The 15,597-nt window shown below is 68.4% G+C and carries 16 protein-coding genes; 8 read left to right on the top strand and 8 right to left on the bottom strand.

The features are described 5' to 3' along the window. Window positions 1-221: 221 nt before the first annotated feature. Window positions 222-524 carry a winged helix-turn-helix domain-containing protein gene (locus G6031_RS01760; protein ID WP_347238422.1) on the top strand — a complete coding sequence of 101 codons (303 nt, stop codon included), beginning with the start codon at window positions 222-224 and terminating at the stop codon, window positions 522-524. 10 nt (window positions 525-534) lie between these two features. On the opposite strand, the gene G6031_RS01755 is transcribed toward G6031_RS01760, so the two are convergent. From G6031_RS01755 to G6031_RS01745, 3 genes are read right to left on the bottom strand one after another with little or no spacing between them, the layout of a single operon-like run. Further along, window positions 535-1,155: a TetR/AcrR family transcriptional regulator gene (locus G6031_RS01755; protein ID WP_206682123.1), complete on the bottom strand. Its 621-nt coding sequence runs from the start codon at window positions 1,153-1,155 to the stop codon at window positions 535-537. Window positions 1,156-1,172: 17 nt separating this feature from the next. Further along, window positions 1,173-2,468, bottom strand: coding sequence for an ABC transporter permease (locus G6031_RS01750; protein ID WP_182652228.1), 1,296 nt, complete (start codon window positions 2,466-2,468; stop codon window positions 1,173-1,175). Next, on the bottom strand, window positions 2,465-3,181 hold the full coding sequence (locus G6031_RS01745; protein ID WP_347238421.1) for an ABC transporter ATP-binding protein: 717 nt from the start codon (window positions 3,179-3,181) through the stop codon (window positions 2,465-2,467). Before G6031_RS01745 ends, G6031_RS01750 begins: the two co-directional genes overlap by 4 nt. 203 nt (window positions 3,182-3,384) lie before the next feature. Between G6031_RS01745 and G6031_RS01740 the strand changes: the two genes are divergently transcribed. Together G6031_RS01740 and G6031_RS01735 are read left to right on the top strand one after the other, a co-directional pair. Next, window positions 3,385-4,806 carry a 3' terminal RNA ribose 2'-O-methyltransferase Hen1 gene (locus tag G6031_RS01740; protein ID WP_182652227.1) on the top strand — a complete coding sequence of 474 codons (1,422 nt, stop codon included), beginning with the start codon at window positions 3,385-3,387 and terminating at the stop codon, window positions 4,804-4,806. Continuing rightward, window positions 4,803-7,298: a polynucleotide kinase-phosphatase gene (locus G6031_RS01735; RefSeq protein WP_182652226.1), complete on the top strand. Its 2,496-nt coding sequence runs from the start codon at window positions 4,803-4,805 to the stop codon at window positions 7,296-7,298. Before G6031_RS01740 ends, G6031_RS01735 begins: the two co-directional genes overlap by 4 nt. A 19-nt stretch (window positions 7,299-7,317) precedes the next feature. Here the strand turns inward: G6031_RS01735 and G6031_RS18735 are convergent, their stop codons facing one another. Further along, complete coding sequence (locus G6031_RS18735) at window positions 7,318-7,560, bottom strand: hypothetical protein (protein ID WP_241737130.1); 243 nt, start codon at window positions 7,558-7,560, stop codon at window positions 7,318-7,320. A gap of 297 nt (window positions 7,561-7,857) precedes the next feature. Here G6031_RS18735 and G6031_RS01725 point away from each other — a divergent pair, with 297 nt between their 5' ends. Both G6031_RS01725 and G6031_RS01720 read left to right on the top strand, forming a co-directional pair. Next, window positions 7,858-8,088 (top strand): hypothetical protein, encoded by a 231-nt coding sequence (locus tag G6031_RS01725; protein WP_182652224.1) that lies wholly within the window; start codon window positions 7,858-7,860, stop codon window positions 8,086-8,088. Between the two features lie 161 nt (window positions 8,089-8,249). After that, on the top strand, window positions 8,250-9,116 hold the full coding sequence (locus G6031_RS01720; protein WP_182652223.1) for an AraC family transcriptional regulator: 867 nt from the start codon (window positions 8,250-8,252) through the stop codon (window positions 9,114-9,116). A gap of 83 nt (window positions 9,117-9,199) precedes the next feature. Here the strand turns inward: G6031_RS01720 and G6031_RS01715 are convergent, their stop codons facing one another. Further along, on the bottom strand, window positions 9,200-9,850 hold the full coding sequence (locus G6031_RS01715) for a TetR/AcrR family transcriptional regulator (protein WP_182652222.1): 651 nt from the start codon (window positions 9,848-9,850) through the stop codon (window positions 9,200-9,202). A gap of 129 nt (window positions 9,851-9,979) precedes the next feature. Here G6031_RS01715 and G6031_RS01710 point away from each other — a divergent pair, with 129 nt between their 5' ends. Beyond that, a complete protein-coding gene (locus tag G6031_RS01710; RefSeq protein WP_347238420.1) occupies window positions 9,980-11,365 on the top strand; it encodes a nucleotide disphospho-sugar-binding domain-containing protein in 1,386 nt (461 codons plus the stop codon). Next, window positions 11,362-11,772 (top strand): nuclear transport factor 2 family protein, encoded by a 411-nt coding sequence (locus tag G6031_RS01705; RefSeq protein WP_182652221.1) that lies wholly within the window; start codon window positions 11,362-11,364, stop codon window positions 11,770-11,772. Before G6031_RS01710 ends, G6031_RS01705 begins: the two co-directional genes overlap by 4 nt. A 169-nt stretch (window positions 11,773-11,941) precedes the next feature. Here G6031_RS01705 and G6031_RS19040 read toward each other — a convergent pair whose 3' ends face one another. Further along, window positions 11,942-12,484 carry a TetR/AcrR family transcriptional regulator C-terminal domain-containing protein gene (locus G6031_RS19040; RefSeq protein WP_182652220.1) on the bottom strand — a complete coding sequence of 181 codons (543 nt, stop codon included), beginning with the start codon at window positions 12,482-12,484 and terminating at the stop codon, window positions 11,942-11,944. 214 nt (window positions 12,485-12,698) lie between these two features. On the opposite strand from G6031_RS19040, the gene G6031_RS01695 reads away from it, so the two are divergent. Next, window positions 12,699-14,114 (top strand): DHA2 family efflux MFS transporter permease subunit, encoded by a 1,416-nt coding sequence (locus tag G6031_RS01695; protein WP_182652219.1) that lies wholly within the window; start codon window positions 12,699-12,701, stop codon window positions 14,112-14,114. A 42-nt stretch (window positions 14,115-14,156) separates the two neighbouring features. On the opposite strand, the gene G6031_RS01690 is transcribed toward G6031_RS01695, so the two are convergent. Together G6031_RS01690 and cbiT are read right to left on the bottom strand one after the other, a co-directional pair. Further along, window positions 14,157-14,924 (bottom strand): SAM-dependent methyltransferase, encoded by a 768-nt coding sequence (locus G6031_RS01690; RefSeq protein ID WP_182652218.1) that lies wholly within the window; start codon window positions 14,922-14,924, stop codon window positions 14,157-14,159. Then, the coding region (cbiT, locus tag G6031_RS01685; protein WP_182652217.1) for a precorrin-6Y C5,15-methyltransferase (decarboxylating) subunit CbiT at window positions 14,921-15,597 on the bottom strand (677 nt) is incomplete at its 5' end. The genes G6031_RS01690 and cbiT, both read right to left, overlap by 4 nt.

Below are 15,597 nucleotides of genomic sequence, written 5' to 3'. Positions count from 1 at the left end.
TCCGTGGTGGCGCGCGGGCCGACTGTTCCGAGCGAGTAACGGGAACGACAATACACGACTTGAAAGACCTGTTTTGCAACAGCCTAAATCTATGTCGTGTGTTGTGGCGCGGCGCAAGGGCCTGCACCGCGGGAGATCGGGCACCGTCGACGCCCACATGCGTACCGTGATTCGCGTCAGGCAAAATGGCACTCGGAAGTCGTCGGTGATGGGGTGGTGTGGTGGCGGAGTGGACGTTTCTCACCAATCACGCGCACGTCCTGCTGTGCATCGCGCAGGATTCCGAGACGCGACTGCGCGACATCGCCGACGCGGTCGGGATCACCGAGCGGGCCACCCAGCGGATCGTGGCCGAGCTGGAGGAGGCCGGGTACCTCCAGCGCATCCGGGACGGGCGCCGTAACCGCTACAGCCTGAACCGGGACCTGCCGCTGCGCCACCCACTCGAACGGGACCACATGGTCGGCGAGATCCTCAGCGTGCTGGGGGCCCCGCAGAAGGGCGCCCGCGATCAGAGCGGGTGACGGCGGGTCGTCACTCGAGCTTGCGGAGAGTGCGGGAGAGCAGCCCGGCGATGGACTCGGGGTCGATGTCCGGCATGGTTCCCGCGGCGGCCTGTTCGGCCCAGGCGTGGCCGATGTAGCGCATCAGACCGGCGACGAGTTGGGTGATGAGCCCGGCCTGGTCGTCGAGATCAGACCCGTCCTCCTCGGGGTACTGCGTCTGTAGGCGCAGGGAGATGACGCGTCGGAGTTCCGGGTCCAGGGCCGCGATCCTGTCCATCTGGCTGGCCATCAACGTGGGACTGGAACCTATGGCGTGGATACGCCGCGCGAGGAGAGTGGGGTCCGCGCCGAGGCCGCCGGGGTCGACACGGATCAGTTGTGCAGCACCCACCAGGAGTGGACCATCCGATTCGACGAACTCACGCGCGGCCTTCTCGTCGATGGTCGGATGGTCTACGCCCAGCAGCGCGGCGTCCTTGGTACCGAAGTGATTGAAGAAGGTCCGCTGACTCACCCCGGCGCGGTCGCAGATCATGTCGACGGTCACGTCGTCGTACCCGTGGTGGAGGACCAGGTCGGTCGCCGCGCGTTCGATCGCCGCGGCTTTCTCTCTGGCGTCCCTGCGGCGTCGGGGTGGCGGGGTCGACACGATCTGCGCCTCCTTGATCACTCGTACCGTAGTGATTCGATCGGGTCCTGGCGGGCTGCGCGACGCGCGGGGAGCGCACCCGAGACGAACGCGATGACCATGATCACGAGGATCACCGCGATCACGTTAGTCGGTTCGAAGAGCAGGACGTGGAGGCCGGGGAGGGCGGAGAGGACGGTCTCGCCGGCGGCCGCGGCGATCGCGGACCCCACGCCGATGGCCGCCAGCGCACCGAGAACGGAACCCAACAGACCGATGACGACGGCTTCGATGCTGAACAGCGCGAACACCCGGCCGCCTGACATCCCCATGGCCTTCATCAACCCGATCTCCCGGGTGCGTTCCTGCACGCTCATCAGGAGGGTGTTGACGATCCCGAACGATGCGGCGATCAACGCGACCACCGCGAAGGCGCTCAGAACCCCGATGATCCCGTTGATCACCGTCTGGACCACGCCGAGCTGATCCTCGATGGTCTGCCCCGTGAGCCCGGCCTCTGCCAGATCGTCCTTCACCCGTTGGGCGGCGTCGTCACTCACCGCCTCGCCGCCGTCGGTCGACATCGTCAGCACCGCGACGGGCCAGGCCTCCGGCTGCCCCCTCACCGCCTGGGAGTTCGCGATCTCCTCGGTCAGAGCGGAGTTGGCCCCGGCCCCTGCTGCGAACAGACTCTCCCGGGCGACACCGACGACGACCGCGTCCAGGGTTCGTGGCTCCTGCCCCGAATCGGTGTATCCCACCGTCACCGTCTGCCCGAGGGCGGCTTCCGCGTCCGCGAATCCCAGGGCACCGACGTACTCCTCGGGGAGCACGAGTTCGTTCTCGACGGAGTCCTGATCGAGTTGCCGGCCCGAGGCGAGGTCGCTCTGCCCGATCGACGACGTCGGGTTGATGTCCAGTTCATATCGGGCGACGTCGGCCGAGCCCGGGGCGACCCAGTCGACAGTGACCTGGGTGATCGCCTCCACCTTCCGCACCCCGTCGATGCCCCTCATGGCGTCGATATCTCCTCTGTTCAGGAGAGTCCCACCGGTGAGGGGTGACGCGACGCCCGACTGCTGCCGTCCGCTCGGGTCCCATTCCGCCGGACCGTCGTCGGGACCGACGGAGGATGCGGGACTCACCAGGAGGATGTCACCGGTACTCAGCGTCGCGACCTGACGCTCCACGTAGTCGTTCACGCCGGCCCCCAGAGCCGTGGTGAGGGTGAGCGTGAACGCGCCCACGAACAGGCTCAGAACGGTCAGGGTCGTGCGAAGCCTGCTCCTGAAGGCGTTCTTCGTCGCCTCTCGCACCACATCGGACGCCCTCATGCCGCGACCTGCGTCCGCTCGACCACGCGGCCGTCCGCGATGGTGACCGCACTCTCGCAGCGGGCCGCGAGGTCGGGGTCGTGCGTGACCACGACGAGCGTGATGCCCCGGTCGCGATGGAGCCCGAAGAGGATCTGCTCGACCTGCTCGCCCGTGGCGGAATCCAGGTTCCCGGTGGGCTCGTCGGCGAAGATCACCGACGGTTCGTTCACGAGAGCCCGCGCGATCGCCACGCGCTGCTTCTGACCGCCGGAGAGATCGGTCGCCCGGTTCGCGGACTTGTCGGCCAGACCCAGGGCGTCCAGGGCGTCCATCACCTTCTCCCGACGTCGCGCGGCGGGGAGGCCGGCGATGACGAGCGGGAGGCTGACGTTCTCGAAGACGGTCTGTCCCCCGGTGAGAAAGAACTGCTGGAAGACGAAGCCGAACATGTTGTTGCGGATCTGGTTGAGCTCAGCCGGCCGCAGGTCCGACGCCGCGCGCCCCGAGATCTCGATCACGCCTTCTGTCGGCTCGTCGAGAAGGGCGAGCAGGTGCATCAGGGTGGACTTTCCGGATCCGGACTTACCGATGATCGCGAGGGAGCAACCCTGGCGGACCTCCACATCCACGCCGTCAAGGGCGGTGAACGCCGCGTCTCCTCTGCCGAAGGTCCGCGTCACCCCCACCGATCGCAGCACCGTCGGCGCGGACGCCTCTACTGATTCTGGCACGAGCTTCCTTCTCTAAGTTGCAGTCACTGCACAATAACGTGCAGTCGCTGCACTTTCAACCCTTCGGCGCGCCCGATCGTCGGGAGCGCTCGTGGCGTGAGGCGGCCGGTGACACACCTGCCGCGCCGACCGGTCATGGGCGAGTCCCCTGCGTGTTGAGCGCTGTCGCGCCCCGGCCACCTGGCTGGGGCACACTGGCCCGCATGTTGTTGACGATCACTGCCCGCCGTTCGGAGGCGCTCAGCACGCCAGGTGATCTGGGATTCCTCCTGCACAAGCATCCCGACAAGGTGCAATCCTTCGGCGTGTACGCGGGCACGGCGCACGTGTTCTACCCCGAGGTCAGCACGGAGTCATGCACTGCCGCGGTGCTTCTGGAAGTGGATCCGGTCGCTCTGGTCCGGGGACGATCCGGGCGCAGTGACGCCTTTGCACTGGGGCACTACGTCAACGACCGCCCGTATGTGGCGTCCTCGCTGCTGGCGGTGGCGATGGGAAAAGTGTTCCGGTCAGCGCTCAACGGTCAGTGTGTCGGCTACGAGGACCTGGTCGAGTCTCCCCTAGATCTGACGATCTCTCTGCCGACGGTGCCCGGTGAACCCGACCTGGTGCACCGGTTGTTCGCGCCACTGGGATGGGACACCCAGGCCGAGTCGATCGCGTTCGACGCCACCCGACCCGAGTGGGGCGCGGCGCCGCTGGTGGGTCTGACGCTGACCGGGTCCGTGCGCCTGACGGACGCCCTCAGTCACCTGTACGTCCTGCTCCCCGTCCTCGATGCGGCCAAGCACTACTGGGTGGGCCAGGACGAGGTCGACAAGCTGTTGCGTGCGGGTGACCGGTGGTTGCCCGGGCACCCGGAGCGGGATCTGGTGGCGCACCGCTACCTGGCCGGCCAGCGAGATCTTCGCGAGAGCGCCCTGGCCCGTCTCGCCGAACTGGACGACCGCGCCGCAGAGAGCACCCCGGACGCCGCTGCCTCGGATGCTGCCGTCGCCCCTCGCCCCCTGGTCAGGCTGCGTCACGACGCGGTGCTGGAGGTGGTCCGCGACCTGGCGCCGGTATCGATCGCCGATGTGGGCTGCGGTTCGGGCGCCCTACTGGGCGGCCTGCTCAAGGTCCAGGGTGTGACACGTGTGATCGGGACGGAGGTCTCGGACTTCGCCTTGTCCAAGGCCGCCACGCGGTTGCACGTGGACTCGATGACCGAACGCCAGGCTGACCGCCTATCCCTCCTACGCTCCTCACTGATGTACGAGGACGAGCGACTGGCCGATCTCGACATGGCGATCCTGATGGAGGTGATCGAGCACGTCGATCCCGACCGTCTGCCGGCTGTGGTGCGCAACGTGTTCGGCGCGATGCATCCCCGGCACGTGGTGATCACCACGCCCAACGTCGAGTACAACGTTCACTACCCGGCGCTGGCCGCAGGAGCCTTCCGGCACCCTGACCATCGGTTCGAGTGGACTCGTGAACAGTTCCAGTCCTGGGCCCACTCCGTAGCCGGCACCCACGGCTATCAAGTGACATTCCGTCCCGTGGGCGAGGCCGACCCGCAGGTCGGGCCGCCGACGCAGATGGCCGTGTTCAGTCAGTCCGCCCCAGTGGAGGTGTCCGCATGAGTGAACTGACCATCCCGGAGCTGTCCCTGGTCCTGCTCATCGGTGCCAGCGGTTCCGGCAAATCGACCTTCGCGGCGACACACTTCGCCCCGACGGAGGTGATCTCCAGCGACGACTGCCGGGCGATGGTCTGCGACGACCCCAATGCCCAGGACGCCACCGCAGACGCGTTCGCGGTGCTGGAGTTCATCGCCGGCAAGCGCCTGGCACGCGGACGGCTGACCGTGATCGACGCGACCAATGTGCAGCCGGCGGCCCGCAAGTCCCTGCTGGCCCTGGCCAAGGAGCACGACGTGTTGGCCGCCGCCATCGTGCTCGACCTGCCCACCGCGCTGGCCGTGGAGCGCAACGAGGCCCGCGCGGATCGTGATTTCGGCGCCCGGGTGATCAAGCGCCAGCAGGACCAGCTGCGCCGCTCGCTGCGCGGGCTCAGGAAGGAGGGGTTTCACTCCATCCACGTGCTCGATTCGGAGCAGGCGGTGGCCGAGGCCTCGATCGTCCGGACCCGGTTGTTCAACGACCGCCGCGACGATCACGGGCCGTTCGACGTGATCGGCGATGTCCACGGGTGCCGTGCCGAGCTGGAGGAGCTGCTCGGGACGCTGGGCTACGACCTGGAGAGAGACCAGGCAGGACGCGCGGTCGACGCCCGCCACCCTGAGTCGCGGCGCGTGGTGTTCGTGGGCGACCTGGTCGATCGCGGCCCCGACTCTCCGGGAGTACTGAGGTTGGCGATGGGCATGGTCGAGTCCGGTAGCGCCCTGTGCGTGTCGGGAAATCATGAGGCAAAGCTCGCCAAGGCGCTGGGGCGAGGGACGGTCAAGGCCACCCACGGTCTGCAGCAGACCCTCGACCAGCTGGCGACCGAGGACGGCTCGTTCGTCGCCAGGACGCGTGCGTTCTGTGACGGTCTGGTGGCGCACTACGTTCTGGACGACGGCAACCTGGTCGTGGCACACGCCGGTCTGAAGGAGAAGTACCACGGTCGCGCATCCGGGCGGGTACGAGCGTTTGCCCTGTATGGAGACACCAGCGGTGAGACCGATGAATTCGGCCTACCAGTCCGGTATCCGTGGGCCGAGGACTACCGCGGATCAGCGTCGGTGCTGTACGGGCACACCCCGGTCACCGAGACCGAGTGGGTCAACAACACGCTGTGCCTGGACACCGGGTGCGTGTTCGGCGGGTCCCTGACCGGGCTTCGCTACCCGGAACGCGAGATCGTCTCGGTGCCCGCCCAGGACACCTACTACGAGCCGATCCGGCCCCCGGCGCCGCCCGAGCGGGATCCCGCGACGTTGAAGCTGACCGACGTACTCGGGCCCCGCGTGATCGAGACCCAGTACATGGGACGGGTGTCGATGCGCGACGACAATGCGGCAGGAGCGCTGGAGGTGATGAGCCGCTTCGCCGTCGACCCGGAGCAGCTCTTCTACCTCCCGCCGACCATGTCGCCAGTCGACAGCTCCCCGCGTGAGGGCTTCCTCGAACACCCTGATCAGGCGTTCGACTACTTCGCCGCGCACGGAGTCGATCGGGTGATCTGCCAGGAGAAGCACATGGGTTCCCGCGCAGTCGCGCGCGTGACCCGCCAGGGCGACGGGGTGATCCACTCCCGCACCGGTCGCGCGTTCCTGCCCGAAGACCAGCAGTCGGTGGTCCTGCAGCGGATCGCTCGCGCGGCCACGGCCGCCGGGGTGTGGGAGGACCTGGGCGCCACCTGGCTGCTTCTCGATGCCGAGATCCTGCCGTGGACGCTCAAGGCCGAACCGATGATCAGGGACCAGTACGCCGCAGTGGGCGCCGCCGCTACCACCGCACTCCCCGCCGCTGTCCACGTGCTCGACGCCGCCGCCCACCGCGGCATCGATGTGGGGGCCCTGCTGGACCGGACACGCTCCCGGACGGGCAACGCCGCAAGGTTCGTCGAGGCCTACCGACGCTACATCCAGCCGGTCGAGGGCAACCTCGGCCTGCAGATCGCTCCATTCCAGGTCGTGGCCAGTGACGCCGGCACCTACGAGAACCGGGACCATCACTGGCACCTGGACCTGGCGGACCGACTCGTCGTCGCCGACCCGGAGCTGTTCCGCCCCACCCGCCGCCTCGACGTCGACGTCGCCGACGACGGTTCGCGCGCTGCAGGGTCGGCGTGGTGGGACGATCTCACCTCAGCCGGCGGTGAGGGCATGGTCGTCAAACCTCGTGCCAACCTGACCCGAGGGAAGAAGGGACTGGTCCAGCCCGGCCTCAAGGTTCGCGGACGCGAATATCTGCGCATCATCTACGGCGCCGACTACACCACCCCGGCGACACTGGCCGGCCTGAAGAATCGCTCGCTCGGACAGAAGCGCTCCATGGCACTACGGGAGTACGCGCTCGGCCTCGAGGGCGCGCGCCGAGCCGCAGCGGGTGATCCGATCTGGCGGATCCATCAGTGCGTCTTCGGTGTGCTGGCCATGGAGTCCGAACCCGTCGATCCTCGGCTGTGACGGACTGCTCGGGGACGCATCAGACGCGCCCGTCATCGCAGGGTCGCCCCCGGGACGCGGCGATCGACGCGAGAGTGACCGAGGCCGTCGTCGACCTCCTTGGGACCGCGCCGTACAGCGCATTGACGATGGAGCTCATCGCCGCGGCCGCACCGTCCTCGAGCATGCGATCGGACGGCGCGAAACTCAGGCCGGGCTCGACACGGAGCTCACCCTCGACCTGCTCGCCGCTCCGCTCTACTATCGCGCCTTCTTCGGCCATCAGCCGATTGACGCCGATCTGGCGAGGCGAACGGTGATGAGCGTCCTGAATGGTGTCGCGACGCCCGAGTGGCAGCACGAACATCGGGCCACGCACCACACCTGAGGATCGCCGGGCATCTCGCAGGGCAGCCGACCTGCGCCTCCGGTCGCATCCGGCGGTCCTGCACACGGAACACTGGGCTGAGGGCGCACCTCGCGGTGCCGGCGATCACCGTCGACCCGGTTTGCGAGCCGTGTACTCACTTATTCCTCTTCCAAGCAACTCTTGCGCCTGGTCCACGGGGATCGAGAGACGGTGCCCACCGTGCTGCTGACTATCACGTCCATCACCGTTCAGGGGAGCTTTATCGGCACTCTGGACGAGCTCAACCAACTCGTCTCGCTCGCGAAAGCCGGAGCACTTCCGCGGATCCCGATCATTGAGTGCCAGCTCAACGCCACCGAGATCGATACCGCACTGGACCGGCTCGGTAGCGGCGGAGTTCCGGTTCGGATCGTCCTCGCCGCCGGCCACCCCGTGTCCTGAGACCGGGGCGCACAGGGCACCTCGGCAAATCTGGTCAACGGCTGCATGGCAGCTCGTCGCGTGAGCGACTCTCTGGAGATCGCCGATCCGATTGAATCGGACCGGAGTAGTCGGGCGCGCAGGCCGCCGACCGACGAGAGTCGACCGTGAAGGGAGCGGCCATGATCGAGATTCTCAACCGCCTCGTCGACGAGATCGAAGGACGCCTCGGAGATGAGTTCGACGTCGACGCGATCGCCGGCGAGATGGGGACGACCGGCTATCACGCCCGTCGGATGTTCTCGTCCCTCGCGGGGATGCCGGTGTCCGAGTACGTCCGTCGTCGACGCATGACCGTGGCCGCGTCCGACGTGATCGGCGACGAGGACCTGTTGACGATCGCCGTGCGGTACGGGTATGGCTCCACCGAGGCCTTTGGTCGAGCATTCCGTGCCGTCCACGGCGTGAGCCATGGAGACGTCCGACGTGATGGCGGCCCCCTTCGCAGCCAACCGCAACTCAGGTTCCGCCTGACCGTCGAAGGGAGTCGTCCTATGGATGCCCGAATCCTCACTCACCATGCGTTCCGCCTGATCGGCCACGCCGCCCGGGTGCCGTTGAACCATGAAGGCGTCAACGCGCACATCGAGCGTCATATCGCTTCTCTCCCCGCTTCCGAGCACGACCGCCTGAAGCTCCTCAGCGGTACCGAGCCCTCGGGGCTGCTGCAGGTCAGCGCCGACGTCGACCCGGACTACGCAGAGGGCAGCGAACTGACCTATCTACACGGCGTGGCGGTCGACGTCGACGCCGACGTTCCCGACGACCTCGACGTGATCGACGTGGCCACGGGGGCGTGGGTGGTCTTCCGCACCTCCGGGCCGCATCCGGCGGCGCTGCAGGAGGCGTACGCAGCGTCCGCAACGGAGTGGTTCCCCTCCAATCCGTGGAGATTGCGCCCCGGTCCGTCGATCGTGTCGATACTCGACCGCGCTCCGGACTTCAGTTCGGCGACCTGCGAACTCTGGTTCCCGATCGAGCACGTCTGACCCCGGTGCGCGCCCCGCCCGCACCGGCCCGGACAGACCGGGCGCAGGGAATCTAGCGGGCGGCCGCAGAGCGCTCACTCTCCCTACGGCATCCGGCGACCCGTCTGATACTGGCCGAGCTGGCCGCCGATGGTCGCGCGGAGCCACTGCGCGAAACGCTCGTCGGTCCATCCCCTCTCCCGGACGAAATACCTGTGCGTGTCGGGCCCGGTCAGGTGGCCGAGCACGTCGGCGAACTCAGACACCCGGTCCTGGGGAAGTAGCCCGCGCCCGACGAACCACCCACAGCCCAGGTGGAGGTCCTCCATCCGCCGTGACTCACTCTGACGGACCGCCTCGGCGATCTCGGGATCGGAGTCGCTGGCCAGGACGGCCGCATGCCACAAGTCGAAGATCCGACCGTTGGCGGCGACGATGAAGTCCACGTAGCGACCCAACGCGCGCTCGGTGTCGGGGTCGGCCATGATCGCCTGGAACTCCGGTCGGGCGAGTATCGAGACGGCTCCCTCCTCCCCGGAGAACCCCCGCTCGAGAATCGCCATCATCAACGACGCCTTGGACCCGGCCTGGTACACCGACTGCACCGAGACACCGGCGCGACGGGCGACCTCCCGGAGAGTGGTCCTCGAGTAGCCGTGTCGCACGAACAGCGACTCGGCGGCGTCCAGGATTCGCCCGCGGGTCAGTGCGGCGGTCTCCGCCCGTCGGCTCATCTCGTATTTGCGCGAAGTCATGGATCGGCCCCTGTCCCGAACTGCATGTCCCCAGTCTCGTCGATGGCCTTCCCAAAAATTGGATGTAGCGATACTCTACTCAAATCTTCTCGCATCGACGCGGCGGAGACGGCATGCGAAGGAGCGACGGTGACAACACGAGGCCTCATCGTCGTGTGCGCGACCCCCATGGGTGGACACGTCGGGCCCCTCACGGCCGTCGGCGAGCACCTGGCCTCCCAGGGGTGGCGGGTGGTGATGATCACCGGGTCCCGGTTCGCCCACCAGGTCACCGCCGCCGGTCTCGAGCACGTCGCCCTGTCCGGGGTGGCGGACTTCGACGAGAAGGACCCGTCGACCTTCACCCCCCACCTCGACAGGTATCGAGGCCTGAGGCTGTCGCGGTACCAGGTGGAGCAGACGTTCATCCAGCCCATCACCGCACAAGCGGCGACGCTGGCGCAGGTGCTCGCCGAGAACGAGGTCTCTGCTGTCCTCACCGACGGCACCTTCGCCGGGACACTCCCCCTGATCTCCCGCGACCCCGGCTCCAGACCTCCGGTCATCGGACTCGGGGTGATGCCGCTCGCACAGACCAGTTGCGACGTGGCGCCCACCAACAGCGGACTACCGCATATGGCCGGGCCACTCGGCAGACTGCGCAACCGCCTGGCCCACCGGATGGTCCGCCATGTGCTCTTCCGTGCCACCCAGCGACTCGCGCGCCACCGCATAGAGGAGTCCGGAGGGAGACTGGAGGGGTTCGTTCTGGACTTCTCCGCACAATGCGACAGGTTCCTCCAGTTGGGGCCGGCCGAGTTCGAATACGCGCGCCGCGATCTGGCGCCCACCACCGCGTTCGCCGGCCCGGTCACCGCCCGGCGGAGCCGGCCCGTCCCTCAGCCCACGTGGTGGGCCGAGATACTCGCCGACCCGCGACCGGTCATCCACGTCACGCAGGGCACCCTCGACAACCACGACCTCACCCAACTGGTCGAGCCCGCACTCGAGGCCCTTGCGGATTCGCCGGTCCAGATCGTCGTCACCACCGGCGGAGCCCCCGCCGACGAGCTCGTCCGGATCGCGCCCGAGAACGCCCGGATCGCCGAATACCTCGACTACGAGGAGCTCCTGCCGCGGACCTCGATCATGGTCACCAACGGAGGTTTCGGCGGCGTCATGACCGCGCTCCGGCACGGCGTGCCGCTGGTCGTGGCACCCGGAGGCGAGGACAAGCCGGAGGTGGCTGCGAGAGTCGGCCACTTCCGGGTCGGGATCAACCTACGAACCCGCCGTCCCTCGCCACAGGCCCTCCGGGACGCCGTCGACGCAGTCCTCTCCGACACCACCTTCGCCGACTCCGCGTCCGCCATGCGCGATGCGATCGCCACCTACGACCCGTTCGCGGTGATCGACACCGAACTCCGACACCTCATCCAGCAGCACCCGCCCGACCCACCCGCCCACGCGATACCCACCCCGGACACCGACGCACCAGACACCGACGCACCAGACACCGAGGAGAACCTGCCATGAGCGACACCCGCGCAGTGATCGACCAGCACATCACCGCTTTCAACGACCGCACCCCCGACGCCGAACCGTGGGCCGACGCCGCCGAGATGGTCACCCCCGGCGGAACCTTCACCGGACGCGAGGGCGTCCTGGGATTCCTGGCCGTCTTCCAGCAGGCGTTCTCCGACGGCACCCTGCGCATCCATTCAGCGGTCATCGACGGCGGCGACGCCTCCGTCGAGGGCAGCTTCGAGGGAACTCACGACGGGATCCTCCAGAGCCCCGCCGGCCCCGTCGAGGCCACCGGGAGGCCAGTCACCTTCCGGTGGAGCGCCACCTACCGCGTCGAGGGCACCCGGCTCATGTCCGAGCACCTCTACTTCGACCAGTTCGACTTCCTCGGACAACTCGGCCTCCTGCCGAAGTGATCCTGCCAGATCGCTCACCCTCATCCCGGCACTGAAAGGCCACCGAGATGAACCGCGCACCCCGCCGCACCGGGCGGCTGATCTCCGCCGCCCTCGGCGCAGCGCACTGACCTCCGCCAACTCCTCGAGCAGGCTCTCCGGCGGGGAAGAACCGGCCGTTGACACGCACTCACCGCCGGGAGCTCACGAGGCCGTCGATGATTGTGTCGAGCGCCCATTCGCGCCGCTCAACGTGGGTCCCCCGCGTGAAGGCCGCGGCCGGAAAGGCGGCGAGCGTCGGGTGGCGTTCCGGGTCCGATGCCGCGAGTGTCGCGTCGAGATCACCGACCTCCTGGCCGGTGCCGGACGACCGGGCCGCCCACTCGGCGGCCGTCGATCCCGCATGCTGCAGTAGCAGGTCGATGCCCCACGCAGTGGCAGTGTCGTCGGCGCCTGCCGCGCGCAAGAGCCTCAGGAGTAGTTCGATCAGGTCGAGGTAGTTCGGACCGTCAGGCCACACGAACATCACCGCCCGCGCGAGCTCGCCCTGACGGGCGAGGAGATCGACGTAGTCGCCCATCGCCCGATGGAGTCGTTCGCGCCACGGTTCGACGCCGTCCCAGTCGAGATCCAGATCCGCCAACAGACGGTCGACGAGAAGCGCGTGCAGAACGGTGACGTTCCTGACGTAAACGTAGAGCGATGCGGGGCCGGTGTCGAGCTCGGCTGCCACCCTGCGGATCGTCAACTTGGTGGCACCGTCCCGCTCCAGTACGAGTAGCGCTGCATCCACGATGCTCTCGCGGGACAGCGGAGGCTTCGCGGGACGCCCCCGCCTACTGACCGGAACACGAGGTGTCATGGGCACCAGCGTACCAACCGATCTTGATCGTCACGAACATGTTCGTTACGATCCTGTTCGTTCCAGATTGAGATCGGAGTTCGCCATGGCCACCACCACCTCCAGCCCAGCGCCACCTCTCGCCGCCCGGACCGTGTGGCTCACCCTGATCGTCGTCCTGCTCGCGGACGCGATGGACCTGATGGACGCGACGATCGCAAACGTCGCCGCGCCGTCGATCGTGCACGAGCTCGGAGTGAGCGAGAGTGTGATCCCGTGGCTCGGGGCGTCCTACGCCCTGGCCCTGGGATCGCTGCTCGTGGTGGGCGGCCGGATCGGCGACAAGTACGGCCAACGACGCACGTTCCTCGTCGGGCTCATCGGTTTCACCGTCGGCTCCGCGCTCGCGGGCCTCGCGCCCTCGGCCGCCATGCTGATCACGGCCCGGGTGCTCCAGGGCGTGTTCGGCGCGATGTTGATCCCCCAGGGGATGGCCATCATGGCGGCCACGTTCCCCAAACCGATGCTCCAGAAGGCGTTTGCCGTGTTCGCCCCGATGCTCGGCGTCTTCGCGGTCGCGGGCCCGGTACTCGGCGGCATTCTCATCGACGCGAATCTGTTCGGCCTCGGATGGCGACCGATCTTCCTCATCAACGTCGTCCTCGGGGGCGTCGCACTCGTTCTCGCGCTCCGGTACCTGCCGACGGTCCCCCCTCGGCCCTCGACCCGCATCGACCTGATCGGCAGCGCCCTCCTCGCCGTCGCGCTCTTCAGCCTGCTCTTCGGGCTTGTCACCGGGTCATCCGACGGATGGAACGGGCTCACCGTCGGCAGCGCGATCGTCGGCGTCGTCCTTCTGGGACTGTTCGGATGGCGGCAGTCCCGCGCGGAGGAACCACTCCTCCCCCGCAGCCTGCTCGCCAACCGCGGCTTCACCTCGGGGCTCGTCGTGGGACTGTGCGTGTTCGCGAGCTTCAGCGGGCTCATGTACGTCCTCAGCCTGTTCTTCCAGCTCGGCCTCGGGTACACGCCCACCCAGACCTCGCTCCACCTGATCCCGCTGACCGTCGGCATCATCATCGGCTCAGGCATCGCCAACGCGCTCATCCTGACGCTCGGCAGGCGCCTCGTCCTGCTCGGGATGCTCGCCACGATCCTGGGCACCGGAGTCCTGCTGCTGAACGTCCTCACCTCCGGCCTCGGCGCCACCTGGTGGCAGAACGTCCTGGCGACCAGCATCATCGGAATAGCCGCCGGAATCTGCTTCAACTCGGTGTTCAACACCGCCCTCGGCAACCTCCGGCCCGACGAGGCCGGCTCCGCCAGCGGGTCGCTCAGCGCCATCCAACAGATCGCGAACGGAATCGGTTCGGCCCTGGTGACCACCCTCTTCATCGGCGGCCTCGCGGACGGGACCGAGACCGCGATGACGACCACCCTGGTCGTCATCCTCGCGGTCAGCGCGCTGTGCCTGCTCGCAGTGCCTCTTCTGCCCCGCAAAGCGGTACTACTCGAGGAGTAGCACTCCTACCCGGGAACACCCTCGACCGTCGGCCCGATGCACCTACCCCGTCACCCGCCGCCGCTTCGACGCCCGCTCCGGGTCCGAGGCGTACAACCAGGACTCCGCTTCCCCCGGCCTGACCAACGCCCTGCCCACCAGGATCACGGCCGCCTGCCGCAGGCCCGCGGCCTCGACGGCGTCGGCGATGTCGGCGAGAGTGCCGTGCAACTCCACTCGGTGCGGGCGGCTCGCGTGGGCCACCACCGCGACCGGGCACTCCGCGCCGTGCGTGGGCACCAGCCGTTCGGCGAGCTCGCGGATCCGGGTGATCGCCAGGTGCAGCACGAGCGTCGCCCCGGTCGCGGCGAAGTTCTCCAGGGATTCAGAGGACGGCATCGCCGTCGACCGGGCCTGGACCCGGGTCAGCACGACGGACTGCACCACCTCGGGCACGGTCAGCTCCACCCCCAGCTCGGCGGCGGCCGCCGCGTAGGCCGGGACGCCGGGCACCACGTCCCAGGGCACGCCCACTGCATCGAGGCGGCGGGTCTGCTCGGCGAGCGCGGAGTACAGCGACGGGTCACCCGAGCACAGTCGCACCACCTCGAGCCCCTCGGCGTGGGCGGCGACGATCTCCGCGATGATCCCGTCCAGGTCCAGGTGCTGGGTGTCCACCAGCCGCGCGCCTGATCGGCAGTGGTCGAGCACGCCGTCGTCCAGATAGGTGCCCGCGTACAGGCAGACGTCCGCCGCGGCCAGGGCCGCAGCCGCGCGCAGCGTGAGCAGGTCCGCGGCGCCGGGGCCGGCGCCCACGAAGTGAACGGTCACGAGGTCTCCCCTGTCTCCCAGGAATCGGCCACCGCAGCGACGAGCGGCTTGACCGCGCACCACTGCACCACGGCCCTCGCCGGTGCCCAGCCGGTGAACGAGCCGATCGAGTCGGCGTGTTCCACGTGGAACCGTACGAGCTCACCGCCGAACTCCGCGCGGGCATCGATCAGCACCCGCTCCGTCTCGATCGTCACCGCGTGGGCGACCAGCCTGCCGCCGGGACGCAACGCCTCCCAGCACTGCCGCAGCAGCCCGGGCGCGGTGCCCCCGCCGCCCACGAACACCGCATCAGGCTGCGGCAGCCCCTCGAGAGCCTGCGGCGCGCGCCCATGGACGACCTCCAAAGACGGAACCCCCAACCGCGCGGCGTTCCGCTCCACCCGCGCGGCCCGCTCGGGATCGGCCTCTACAGACACAGTGCGGCAGGACGGGTGCGCGCGCATCCACTCGATTCCCACCGATCCGGCGCCGGCGCCCACGTCCCACAACAGTTCGCCGGCCGACGGTGCGAGCCGCGAGAGGGCCGAGGCGCGCAGGTCGCGGCGGGTGAGTTGACCGTCGTTCTCGAAGGCGTCATCGGGCAGGCCCGGGGCCACACCGAGCGGGCGTGCGACGGGCCCGGCCACGCACTCCACGGCCAACACGTGCAGCCGGGGCGCAGCGCGGTCCG

It is taken from the genome of Dietzia sp. CQ4 (assembly GCF_014145125.1).
Taxonomy (GTDB): domain Bacteria; phylum Actinomycetota; class Actinomycetes; order Mycobacteriales; family Mycobacteriaceae; genus Dietzia; species Dietzia natronolimnaea.
Note: the sequence above shows the minus strand (reverse complement) of the source record. Positions and strands in the feature narration are given on the sequence as shown.